This window comes from Streptomyces sp. NPDC037301 (assembly GCF_055602785.1).
In genome coordinates, this window is record NZ_JBVJWD010000013.1 from 185,769 (window position 1) to 195,561 (window position 9,793).

Annotated in this window: 16 protein-coding genes; 2 read left to right on the top strand and 14 right to left on the bottom strand. The window is 68.8% G+C overall.

The window, feature by feature from the left end; all coding sequences use genetic code 11:
* Positions 1-2 precede the first annotated feature (2 nt).
* The 3 genes from hemC to ACZ7IB_RS22195 are packed head-to-tail and all read right to left on the bottom strand — an operon-like array spanning position 3 to position 2,505.
* A complete protein-coding gene (gene hemC, locus ACZ7IB_RS22185; RefSeq protein ID WP_470914872.1) occupies positions 3-935 on the bottom strand; it encodes a hydroxymethylbilane synthase in 933 nt (310 codons plus the stop codon).
* 18 nt (positions 936-953) lie between these two features.
* A complete protein-coding gene (locus tag ACZ7IB_RS22190) occupies positions 954-1,529 on the bottom strand; it encodes an O-methyltransferase (protein ID WP_470914875.1) in 576 nt (191 codons plus the stop codon).
* Positions 1,522-2,505 (bottom strand): hypothetical protein, encoded by a 984-nt coding sequence (locus ACZ7IB_RS22195; RefSeq protein WP_470914877.1) that lies wholly within the window; start codon positions 2,503-2,505, stop codon positions 1,522-1,524. The genes ACZ7IB_RS22190 and ACZ7IB_RS22195 overlap by 8 nt, the downstream gene beginning before the upstream one ends.
* Positions 2,506-2,728: 223 nt before the next feature.
* On the opposite strand from ACZ7IB_RS22195, the gene ACZ7IB_RS22200 reads away from it, so the two are divergent.
* Positions 2,729-2,941: a hypothetical protein gene (locus ACZ7IB_RS22200; protein ID WP_470914878.1), complete on the top strand. Its 213-nt coding sequence runs from the start codon at positions 2,729-2,731 to the stop codon at positions 2,939-2,941.
* A gap of 225 nt (positions 2,942-3,166) precedes the next feature.
* On the opposite strand, the gene ACZ7IB_RS22205 is transcribed toward ACZ7IB_RS22200, so the two are convergent.
* The gene (locus ACZ7IB_RS22205; RefSeq protein WP_470914880.1) at positions 3,167-3,601 is read right to left on the bottom strand and encodes a type II toxin-antitoxin system VapC family toxin; all 435 of its coding nucleotides are present in this window, start codon (positions 3,599-3,601) and stop codon (positions 3,167-3,169) included.
* Complete coding sequence (locus tag ACZ7IB_RS22210; RefSeq protein ID WP_470914883.1) at positions 3,598-4,407, bottom strand: hypothetical protein; 810 nt, start codon at positions 4,405-4,407, stop codon at positions 3,598-3,600. Before ACZ7IB_RS22210 ends, ACZ7IB_RS22205 begins: the two co-directional genes overlap by 4 nt.
* 207 nt (positions 4,408-4,614) lie before the next feature.
* On the opposite strand from ACZ7IB_RS22210, the gene ACZ7IB_RS22215 reads away from it, so the two are divergent.
* The gene (locus ACZ7IB_RS22215) at positions 4,615-5,625 is read left to right on the top strand and encodes a protein-L-isoaspartate O-methyltransferase family protein (protein WP_470914885.1); all 1,011 of its coding nucleotides are present in this window, start codon (positions 4,615-4,617) and stop codon (positions 5,623-5,625) included.
* A gap of 214 nt (positions 5,626-5,839) precedes the next feature.
* Here the strand turns inward: ACZ7IB_RS22215 and ACZ7IB_RS22220 are convergent, their stop codons facing one another.
* The 9 genes from ACZ7IB_RS22220 to ACZ7IB_RS22260 form a co-directional block, all read right to left on the bottom strand.
* A complete protein-coding gene (locus tag ACZ7IB_RS22220; RefSeq protein ID WP_470914887.1) occupies positions 5,840-6,151 on the bottom strand; it encodes a hypothetical protein in 312 nt (103 codons plus the stop codon).
* Between the two features lie 78 nt (positions 6,152-6,229).
* On the bottom strand, positions 6,230-7,147 hold the full coding sequence (locus ACZ7IB_RS22225; RefSeq protein WP_470914889.1) for a hypothetical protein: 918 nt from the start codon (positions 7,145-7,147) through the stop codon (positions 6,230-6,232).
* Positions 7,148-7,187: 40 nt separating this feature from the next.
* The gene (locus tag ACZ7IB_RS22230; protein ID WP_470914892.1) at positions 7,188-7,736 is read right to left on the bottom strand and encodes a hypothetical protein; all 549 of its coding nucleotides are present in this window, start codon (positions 7,734-7,736) and stop codon (positions 7,188-7,190) included.
* 1 nt (position 7,737) lies between these two features.
* A complete protein-coding gene (locus tag ACZ7IB_RS22235) occupies positions 7,738-8,151 on the bottom strand; it encodes a hypothetical protein (protein WP_470914894.1) in 414 nt (137 codons plus the stop codon).
* Complete coding sequence (locus ACZ7IB_RS22240; protein ID WP_470914895.1) at positions 8,148-8,363, bottom strand: hypothetical protein; 216 nt, start codon at positions 8,361-8,363, stop codon at positions 8,148-8,150. The genes ACZ7IB_RS22235 and ACZ7IB_RS22240 overlap by 4 nt, the downstream gene beginning before the upstream one ends.
* On the bottom strand, positions 8,360-8,557 hold the full coding sequence (locus ACZ7IB_RS22245) for a hypothetical protein (protein ID WP_470914897.1): 198 nt from the start codon (positions 8,555-8,557) through the stop codon (positions 8,360-8,362). Before ACZ7IB_RS22245 ends, ACZ7IB_RS22240 begins: the two co-directional genes overlap by 4 nt.
* Positions 8,554-8,988 (bottom strand): hypothetical protein, encoded by a 435-nt coding sequence (locus ACZ7IB_RS22250; protein WP_470914899.1) that lies wholly within the window; start codon positions 8,986-8,988, stop codon positions 8,554-8,556. The genes ACZ7IB_RS22245 and ACZ7IB_RS22250 overlap by 4 nt, the downstream gene beginning before the upstream one ends.
* Before the next feature lie 34 nt (positions 8,989-9,022).
* The gene (locus tag ACZ7IB_RS22255; RefSeq protein ID WP_470914901.1) at positions 9,023-9,325 is read right to left on the bottom strand and encodes a hypothetical protein; all 303 of its coding nucleotides are present in this window, start codon (positions 9,323-9,325) and stop codon (positions 9,023-9,025) included.
* Positions 9,322-9,729 carry a hypothetical protein gene (locus ACZ7IB_RS22260; RefSeq protein ID WP_470914903.1) on the bottom strand — a complete coding sequence of 136 codons (408 nt, stop codon included), beginning with the start codon at positions 9,727-9,729 and terminating at the stop codon, positions 9,322-9,324. The genes ACZ7IB_RS22255 and ACZ7IB_RS22260 overlap by 4 nt, the downstream gene beginning before the upstream one ends.
* Between the last annotated feature and the right edge of the window lie 64 nt (positions 9,730-9,793).

Consider the following 9,793-nt stretch of genomic DNA (forward strand, 5'->3'; position numbering starts at 1 on the left):
GCTCAGTGGGCGATCCCGTCGATCAGTTCGCGCGCGCCCTGGCGCAGGAGGGCAACGGCGACAGAGGTGCCGAGGGTCGCCGGGTCGAGGCGCTCAGCCCACTCGTGTGCGTTGAGGACCGTCTTCCCGTCGGGCGTGAAGACCTTGGCCCGCAGCGAGAGTTCGCCGTTGCCTTCAACCTGGGCGTATCCGGCGATCGGGCTGTTGCAATGGCCCTGCAGGACGTGGAGGAACATGCGCTCGGCCGTCGTCTCGCGGTGGGTGGCGGGGTCACCGAGGCCGCTCACGAGGTCGATGAGCTCCGTGTCGCCCTCGCGGCACTGGAGGGCCAGGACTCCGGCGCCGATCGGCGGGCACATCACCTCGGGCGACAGGACCTCTGTGATCACGTCGGTGCGGCCGATGCGCTCCAGGCCGGAGACGGCCAAGAGCAGCGCGTCGGCCTCCCCTGCGGCGAGCTTCTCCAGACGCCGGTTCGCGTTGCCGCGCATCGGTACGCAGTCCAGGTGCGGGTGCGAGGCGGCCAGCTGCGCGATACGCCGTACGGACGAGGTGCCGATCCGGGTGCCGGCCGGAAGCTGGTCGAGGTGCAGTCCGGCCGGGTGGACGAGGGCGTCGCGGATGTCGTCGCGCTTGAGGAATGCCGCGAACGTCGTCCCGGCGGGCAGGGGCCGGTCGGCGGGGACGTCTTTGACGCAGTGCACGGCGAGGTCCGCCTCGCTGGCGAGCAGCGCCTGGTCGACCTCTTTGGTGAACGCGCCCTTGCCCTCGACCGCGCTGAGGTCGCCCATCCACTTGTCGCCGGTCGTCTTGACCGGGACGACGTCGGTACGGATGCCGGGGTGGAGCGCGGCCAGCTCGGCGCGGACGCGCTCAACCTGGGCGAGCGCCATGGGCGAGTCGCGGGACACGATACGAATGAGATCAGTGGCCATGCCGCCCACGATAGACCGTCAGATACGGGCCCCGACGAGAAGCCCTGATGCCCATGTCGCCGAGGTGCCAAGCAAGTTGGTGTGACCGGGCAGTTGTGCGAGGAAGTCGTCGACGCGCGGCTGGTGATCGTTGGGCCAAGTGGGTTGCGGCAGCAGGTCGTCGACGACGTAGAGGCCGCCCGGCTCCAGCAGGTCGAGGAGGTCGTCCAGGCGGTGGAACTTCCCGGGTCGGCAGTCGACGTAGGCGAGGGCGAGCGGCGGTCCGTTGTAGGCGTCGAGCCACTTGTCGGCGTCTGCGGTCTCGAAGGTGACGCGCGGGTCGTGACCGAGGTGCTTGGTGGCGACGGCCTGGCGGGCGGCGCCCATCTCGACGCTGGTCAGGTGTGTGCCGGGGCGCATGCCGTGGAGCAGCCACGCGGCGCCCGCGCCGACGCCTGTGCCGAGCTCGACCATGCAACCGCCGGGCTTGGATGCGGCGAGTGTGGCGAGGAGCGAGCCGGTCCGGTCCTCACAGGACATGGCGAACCCGAGCTCGGCGGCGTCGATCAGGATGCTGTCGAGGGCGGCCGGGCGGAAGTACGGGCGGTCATCCACGGGTGTCCTCCAGGTAGGTGGCCACCTGCTCGGCGGCGAACGTGAGGATGTTGTCGGCGCCGGCCCGCTTGAGCATCGCGGTGTACTCCGTCATCCCGTCGGTGCCGAGGGCGCGCAGGGCCGGCCATTCCCCCGAGGTCGAGTAGGCGACCAGCGGCACCTGCTGGCTGTCACGGAGCCGGGTAAGGACATCGACGGCGCTCATCACGGGCTGGAGCGTCAATGAGTCGGCGCCCTCGTTGATCCAGTGGTGGGCCTGGACGAGGGTGTCCCGGTCGGCGCGGCCCGGTTCGAGCTGGAGGCCGCGGCGGTTCCCGGCGATGGGGTTCGTCTTCATCAGCTCTTTGAAGGGGCCGTACAGGGTGGTGTGGATGGCGAGGTTGGGGTTCACGCCGATGTCCCACCGTCCGGCGTTGTCCAGGGCGTTGCGTACGGCGCGGACCGATCCGTCGAGCATCGCGGTGGGTGAGACGACGTCGGCTCCGGCCTCGGCGTGCAGCACGGCCATCTGCTCCATCAGGTGGAACGTCGCGGTGAGGTCGATGTCGCCGCCGGTGGTCCGCAGGATGCATTGACCGTGGTTGGTCCAGGAGCAGCCGCATACCTCGGTCGTCACGGCCATGCCCGGGTCGGTGTCCTTGACCGCGGCGATGGCGCGGACCATGCGGTTGCCGGGGGCGAAAGCCGCGGTGCCCTGGGCGTCTCGGTCGTGGCCAAAGGCGAACAGCTTCACGCCCCGGATCCCAAGCCGGGCCCAGCGCTCCACAGTCTGCGGGACTTCCTCCAGCGGCACAGCGCCGGGCAGCCCGTCCGGGCCGGGATCCTGCGAGCGGGGCAGGACGAGGAGCGGGGCGCTGAGGTCCGCGGGGACGAGTGTGGGCCTGGCGTACAGGTCGCGTACGGCCTGTCGCGCTCGGCTCGGGTTGACCCCCTGGGGGGCGGTTGCCGGTACTCGTGGTCTCGTGGGTGCGGTCATGCCGAGAGTAGATACCGACATCTTGTCGGCAAGGCAGGGCGCACCGGGTGCACGCTCCGGTGCGCACGCCCTCCTCGTGGACACCGCGCGGGGCGGAACGCGACGGCAGTTGCCCGTGGCGCAGGCGTAGCGAAGGCGCCGTCATGGGCCTGCCCTGCCGGGTGCTGCCCTGTCCGGACGGTGTCCGGGTGCGTCCGGGCAGGGGGCGGTGGAGGGTGGGGGTATGGCCGTCCTCCGCGTGATCGTGTCCCCGCCGAGTCCCACGGGTGGGCGCCGGGTGCGGGTGGACGGGGAGGTCCTCGGGCTGGCGTACGGCCTGGGTGACCTGGTGGAGTTCTTGCGCCGGGCCGGGCTGGACGAGGTGGACGTCGAGCGATCCGGACTGATCGAGTGGCGCGGCGGCGGGCCGGACGTGTGGACTCCGCCGGCACTGTAGGGCGCCGGGTATGGGCGCGCCCCGCCCCCGGGGCTCAAGGCTCGGTCGCGTTCGCCAGCCGCTCGTGGTGTCGGCCGGTGAGTTGGTTCTGGAGGTCGACGGGCCTCCCCGGGGCGCCGTCCCGGACAACGTCATTCCCCTCCACCGCACCACTTGACCAAACGATCACCTTGCTGCTGACCTCGGCCCGATCGGCGCCTCGGGCCGAGGTCCTGGACTACCTGGTCAGGAGGGTGAGATCGCTTGGAGCCCGCGGTTCTCCGCATGACCACGAAGCCTGTCGTCATAGGTGACGAAGCTGGTCAGCGAAGGACCGAGGACCAGCGCACTGGCGAGGTGAATCGCGTCCAGAGACCGGATGTTGAATTCCTCAAGAGCCCCAGCCGCCTTGAGGACAGTGGTGTCGACAGTCAGCTGATCAGTCGCGTTGAGACGCTTCTCGGCGGCTGCCAGGAGTCGGCTGAACGTCGGCTCGTCCAGAAGGGCCTGTCCTTGAGGGCCACAACGGGCTCGCCGGATTACTCGCATGACCTCAGTCACGGCGAGTTCCGAGGTGACATGCCTTTGCTGGGGGCGCGCTTCGAGGAAGGTGACCAAGGCGTTGGTCTCTTTCTCCAGGACGATGAGCTTGACCAGCGCGCAGGAGTCCAGATAGATCAACTGCGCTCCCTGTCGCGCGCCTCAGTTAGGGCCTCGCTCAGCGGCCGCTCCAGCCCGTCGATGTCAATCGGCTCGATCGGAGCAGGCGTTCCACGCCGCAGACGCCCATGCATCAACAAGTCGTCGAGGTGTTGCTCGGCCTCTGTCGCCGGCATGAGCCAGCCCACGATCTTGCCGTGATTAGTGACGCGGGCGACTTCACCCTTTTCCGCCAGCTCACCCAAGACCTTCCCGGGATTTCTCAAAGCCCTGATGGGAACCTCGGTGGCGGACATGAACTCGGCAATGCGGTCGCGCAGATGGCTGAGTCTCTCGGGACGGACCCCTTCGAGAATCGCTGCACTCACCAGGAGGGCTCGGTCCCGAGCCTCGACGCCAGGAGCCTCAAGATCATCAAGACCAGGCAAAGTCGGCTGGCGTGCATGCGCGACAGCGAAGGCAGTACGGAGGCTGCTTTGAAACTCCGAGCTTCGGCCCAGCTCACGAACATGCTTCAGCTGAAGCAGTAGCCGTGCTTCCAAGGGGGTGGCATCACCATGGTCGTCTTGAGTACGAACAGCAAGCGCAAGATCCCATCGATGCCCGCCAAGCAAGACGCCATCAGACAACTCGTGATCAAAGCGAAGGGCGTCCACCGTCTCGGGATGGAGGCTGAGGGTGAGGGTGTCCACGCTACCTGCGGGAAGTTCGTCGATCACCTTTTGCAGTCTTGAAAGAAAAGCGTGCCGAACATACGCGGCTGCCAAATCTTCCGCCGTGCCTTCAAGGCTTGCGGCCGATCCCGGGACACATTCGCCCTCACCCATACATCCACACTAGCCCCTGTCAGACGCTTTCAGCGACCGTCAGACAACGCCCGTTCATCCGTCGAAGATCGGAACACACAAACTTGACAGACAACACCACCACACCGCGCTCACCATCTGACCGCCGCCCCGCGCGGGGGTGCGTGTCCTCACCCATCCGGCGCGGTTAAGAACACCGTGCCCGTCCATACTCCCAAGGAGTGAACCGTGAGCCCCGTCGCCCTGGCCGCCGAGACCGTCCCCGAGCGCCACTACACCCACCACGAAGGCCGCGGCGCCACCCCGCACCGCTCGAACCCGGTCGTCATCCATCGCGAATTGTCCACGCTGGGCGTCGAGACGGGCATGAACGTTGTGGAGTTCGGCACCGGCTCCGGCTACTCCGGCGCCCTGCTCGCCGAGCTCGTCGGCCCCTTGGGCACGGTGACCAGCCTCGACATCGACACCTACCTGACCCGCTGGGCGGCCCTCATCCACCACCAGCGGGGACTGGACCATGTCCGCTGCCACGCCGCCGACGGCACCGTCGGCTTCCCCGAGCGGGCCCCCTACGACCGGATGGTGGCCTGGTGCACCCCGCCGTGGCTGCCCACGGCGTGGGTGGACCAGGTCGTCGACGGCGGCCTCATCGTCGCCCCGCTCCCGATCGCGGCCGTGCCCAACATGACCGTCGTCGCCAAGATCCGCGTCACCGGCGGCGAGCCATCGGTCGAGGAGGTGTTCACCGGCGGATACATCGAGGCCACCCGCTCGCCCAAGACCGACCTCGACCTGCCCGGCCGGTGGGTGGACTGGGAGAACCGCGTCCCCGCCCCCTCCTGGATCTCCATCGCCTGGCGCGGCAAGGACGACCACCTCCACACCGGCGCCCGCACCACACTGGACCGACTGCTGAAGGACGCCCACACCGAGCCGTACCAGGGTGACGAGATCGACCTGCCGTCGTGGCGGACCTTCGCCGCCGCCCTCGGCGACCACCGGCTCACCATGGCCGGGCTCACCCCGGACCTGTGGTCGATCGGCCACACCACCACCACGACGGCCGCCGTCATCCAGCAGGACGGCACGATCCTCGCCGACGCCCCCGACTCCCCGTCCCTGGCCGTCCTGCGCGAATGGCTGAAGCAGTGGGAAGAGGCCGGCCGCCCCGCCCCCGCCACCTACACCCCCACCCTGAACCGCACCGGAGACGGCTGGGACCTGCGACTTTCTCGGTAGCCTGCCCGCTGCCGCTCACGCATATTGCCCGGGACGCTTGAAGCGTTCCGGGCAATATGCGTTCGGTGGCGGCCTCGGCGGTGATGTCGCAAGGGCTGACAGCCCGGATGTCACCGGCCTGCGCCTGCTCAACGTGGTCGGCGGTAGCCTCCACCGCGGTGGGTGACGAGACCGGCGGCTGCCTCGTCATCGTGACAGCAGGACAATGTCTTGATCACAGATAGGCGGCGCCCGGGAGCGCGGCGGCTTCCTTGCCCGGCTTGAGCTCAATCCAGGCCATGATCGCGGCCACGGCGGCAAGGGCCACGATGTAGACGCCGCCAAGGAAATCGGGGACCCCCTCAACCTTGTCGGTGCCAACGAGGAGGAGCATCACGACCTCGATCACGGTCGCGGCCGTGAAAGCCGCGAACAGACCCCGGTCCTTACGAGCCTTCCGAGTGAGGAGCAGGTACAGAAAGGGCACGAAAGCAAGCAAGCCAGCGGACACGACCGGCAGCAGGCTCAATGCGATGCGCTTCAACATGCGGTGTCTTCCCTCGGGGGGTGGGGTGGATTTGATCAACAGCAGGTTGCCGGTGCTCGCCGCTGCTCGCTCGGGATGTCACTGACTTGTGACTCTGGCTTCGAGCCCGACGTCGGCCGCGGCCGGGGTGTCGGTACGCCGGCTGATGTGCAGCACTTCCAGCAGCCGTTCCGCCATGGCTTCCGCGCACCCTGGGGAGAGGTCGAGTGCGTATCCCGATTTCTCGCGGGCGTCGTCCAGGGCCTGGGCAAGGTCGCTGGCCGTCAGCTCGACCGGGGTGATGTCGGACGGCGGGGCCAGGGCCTCGTCCAGTTGCTCGTCGAGGACTTCGGTACGCAGGATTCTGGCGGCGGTGTGCAGGTCGGCGCTGCCGTACTTTGCCCACCGTCCGGCGAGGGCACGCACGCGCTGTACGGCGTACACGCCGCGCAGGGCCCGCTGGTAGTCCTTCTGAAGGTTCAGGTGTGCGCCCCGCTGGTTGGCCAGTGTCTGGTCGCGGAAGCCGAGTTCGCCCCGGAGGTCGGCGATCTCTTCCTCGGCGCGGCCGATCGCCCTGATCGCGGCGTGCAGCCGGGCCTGGAGGTTGTCAGTGGAGTCGCAGCCTGTGGTGGCCTCGTCCGTGGTGTACCGCCAGCGGCCGCCACGGTTGTCGGCGTGGCTGCCGGAGTGGCCAGGGCGCAGCACGCACTCGGTGGGCGCCGTGTCGAAGATCGGCGAAGAGAGGGCGCCGCAGTACTCCACTGGCGTGCTGGGGACGAAGAACGGCAGCGGGTAGTTCTCAGCGGCATCTCGCCGGGCGGCCTCCTGGGCGGTGTCGATCGGCTTGTCCGGCGAGTTGGCGTGCTGCTCGGTGTCTGGTTCGGTCGCCCACTGCACGCCCCGTACGTCCTGGTGGATGCGGCCGAGGTGGCCGGGGCGGAGGACGCACGGCCCGATTGGCGGGTGGTCGGTGGTTTGGGCCGAGTACTCGGCGCAGATGGCTGTCTCGGTGGTCACGGGGCGGTTTTCCGTTCGCGGGGTACTGGTTCGCGGTGGGTCAGAGGGTGGGCTGCTGCTCGGCCAGTGCGTCGAGGAAGCGCGCGCGGACCAGGTTGTGCCGGGCGTCGGCCAGAGCGTTGTGGACGCCGGTGGGCTGCTCGGGCAGCTGGGGGTTGCCGAGCCGTTCGGCTTCCTGCTTCAGGTCGTTGGTCCACATCGGGATTCCGCTGGGCAGGTCGCTCATGGGCCCGTACAGCCAGGCAAGGGCGACGTGGTCGTAGGCGCCGTACCAGGCCCACAGCTCAGCATTGGTGGTGTCGGTGATGAACCGGCGGACACGGGCTGCGATCTCGGGGAGCGGATGGACGGCGTGGTGCGCCTTATCCAGCGGGTCGCGGTAAGCGATGTGGATGTCACCGCGCAGACGGGGGAGCGACGGCCAGACGTGCTTGGACAGGAACGGGTGCTTCTTGATCCGCTTGACGGGCATGTCGCGGTTGACGAGGTACAGCTCGGCACCGTCGGATTCACGGACCATGCCGATGCTGATGAGTTCGATGCTCTTGCCGTCTTCGAGGAACTCGGTGTCATAGAAGATCCGGGTCATGTCATGCCTCCGTGGTGGTCGGCTGCTGCGGCTGGTCGAGGGCGGGTTCGTCCACCCCTGTCGAGTCGCTGGCCTGCTGCTCCGTGCTCTGGTGGGCGAGGGGTGCCGTCTCGGCTGGTTTCTCGTCCAGTGCCTTACGGAGTTCGGTGGCGGCGCCTCCGTAAGCGCGGAGGACGGCCCAGTGGGTGGCCACCTTCCGTACGCGTTCGATGGCGGCCTCGGCCCGGTCGCGTCCGGCGACGGCCTCACAGGTGCGGTCGTTGTGCTCGCGCGCTTCGGTGAGTTCCCCAGCGGCGTCGGCTAGTTCCTGCCTCAGCTCGGTGATCCCGGCGGCGAGGGCGTCGGCTTCGGCGGGGAGGATGCTGCCGCGTCGGGCGCGGTCGACGAGGTGGAGCAGCTGCTTGCGGTCGGTCATCGGGTGTCCCCTTCGAGGGTGCGGCGGGCGCGGTGTACGGCGCGTGCGGCGTCGGCTGGTGTCATTCCGGCGCGTGTTGCGAGGGTGATGAGCCCCTCGTCGTGGAGGGCGTCGAGGCGGCGGTCCCGGCCTGGGGCCGCTTGGCAGGTGGCGGCCCAGTCGCGTTCGAGGTCGTCCAGGACGGTCAGCGGGTTGGGGGTGCGGTCGCTCATCGGGTCGACTCCTCGGTGGCGTGGTCGGGGCAGAGGTCGCGGTCGGCGCGGCGGGTCCAGCCGCGCTCGGCCAGGTGGCGGCGGAGCTCGGCGAAGGTGTCGACCCTGGTGGGGTGGCTCCACTCGGTGTCGCACCGCTCGTCGGTGCTGTCGCGTCGGTCGCAGCGGATCGCGCGGTACGTCTCGGCGCTCATCGGGTCGTCTCCTCGCTCACGGCGGGGGCGGTGGTGACGTTCTCGGTCACGGTGGTGGTGATGGTGACCATGCGGTGCTTGTACTGCGGCCACCGCTCGCGCGCCTCGGCAAGTTGCTGGTCAGCCTTCGCGCGGACCGCGTAGGACGACTGGGTGCCGATACCGGGCGTCCACTCCCTCCAGGTCGAGCCGGAGTAGCGGTGCTCCAGCCGGTACGAGTGCTCGGTGGTCAGGGGCTGGATTACGGCCTCGGCCTCCGTTGTGGTGGTGTCGAGGATCTGCCGGGCCACCTCCGGGCTGGTGTTGCTCAGCGCTGTGGCCAGCTCGGACCGGGCGCCGAGTGCTTCGACGCCGGGGTCGGTGGTGTTGGCGATCAGGTCGTCGAGAGCTTCTAGGGCGCGCTGTGCGGCGTCGCGTAGGCGGGCGGTCATGTCGTGCTCCTGTGTGTGGGTGGCGGGAACCGGATCAGGCGGCGGGCTGCCACTGCGGGCAGTCAGAGATCGGGAAGGTGGCGCCTTCCGGATCGGCGCTGATGTCGCAGGCCTCGGGGTACTCGGCGCAGTGGCAGTGCCGTCCGGGTTCGCAGGACTCTCCCTGGTACGCGGGCAGGTGGTGTTCGCAGGTCTTGCAATTTCGCAGCGCTGGGTTCTTCCCGCAGCGCGTCATGTGGTCTTCGATGCGCTTAGCATCGGCCCGGGTGTAGCGGCGGCAGAACGGGCACTGGTGCCGGGTGACGACGACAGGGATCGGCAGGGACACGATGCTCACCGGGTCGGCTCCTCGGTCGAGGGGTCGACCTCGGGGTGGGTGAACCGGACCGGCTTGCCCAACTCGCGGGCGTAGGCGATTTCGGCGCGGGTGGAGTCCCCGATGTAGTCGCCGACGACGATCACGCGGTCGGCGAGGCGAATCTTCTGCCGGTGCTGGTCGTCCAGGCGCACCTTCAGCGCCTCCGCTTCCACCGGGTCAGCCCACAGTGGGTGCTCGACGTTCATGTTGCAGTCGGGCTTCAGGACCAGGGCGCCACGCAGTACGGACTCTTCGATCGCGACCTCGGCCATGGCGTCGGCGAACCGCATGCTGCCGCAGAGGACGACAACGTCACGAATGCCGAGGGCGGCCTTGCCCTGGCTGAGCTTCTCTTCCGGGGTGAGCAACTGCGGGTACGGCATGTGGATCTCCTTCGGGGTGTGTGGTGGAGTGGTCCGGCGCCCGCCCCGGCTACGACCCGGGGCG

Coding starts and splice junctions, on each gene's coding strand:
- ACZ7IB_RS22210 (WP_470914883.1), bottom strand. CDS start 4,407: ATGGGTGAGGGCGAATGTGTCCCGGGATCGGCCGCAAGCCTTGAAGGC.
- ACZ7IB_RS22245 (WP_470914897.1), bottom strand. CDS start 8,557: ATGAGCGCCGAGACGTACCGCGCGATCCGCTGCGACCGACGCGACAGC.
- ACZ7IB_RS22250 (WP_470914899.1), bottom strand. CDS start 8,988: ATGACCGCCCGCCTACGCGACGCCGCACAGCGCGCCCTAGAAGCTCTC.
- hemC (WP_470914872.1), bottom strand. CDS start 935: ATGGCCACTGATCTCATTCGTATCGTGTCCCGCGACTCGCCCATGGCG.
- ACZ7IB_RS22240 (WP_470914895.1), bottom strand. CDS start 8,363: ATGAGCGACCGCACCCCCAACCCGCTGACCGTCCTGGACGACCTCGAA.
- ACZ7IB_RS22200 (WP_470914878.1), top strand. CDS start 2,729: ATGGCCGTCCTCCGCGTGATCGTGTCCCCGCCGAGTCCCACGGGTGGG.
- ACZ7IB_RS22220 (WP_470914887.1), bottom strand. CDS start 6,151: ATGTTGAAGCGCATCGCATTGAGCCTGCTGCCGGTCGTGTCCGCTGGC.
- ACZ7IB_RS22260 (WP_470914903.1), bottom strand. CDS start 9,729: ATGCCGTACCCGCAGTTGCTCACCCCGGAAGAGAAGCTCAGCCAGGGC.
- ACZ7IB_RS22235 (WP_470914894.1), bottom strand. CDS start 8,151: ATGACCGACCGCAAGCAGCTGCTCCACCTCGTCGACCGCGCCCGACGC.
- ACZ7IB_RS22195 (WP_470914877.1), bottom strand. CDS start 2,505: ATGACCGCACCCACGAGACCACGAGTACCGGCAACCGCCCCCCAGGGG.
- ACZ7IB_RS22230 (WP_470914892.1), bottom strand. CDS start 7,736: ATGACCCGGATCTTCTATGACACCGAGTTCCTCGAAGACGGCAAGAGC.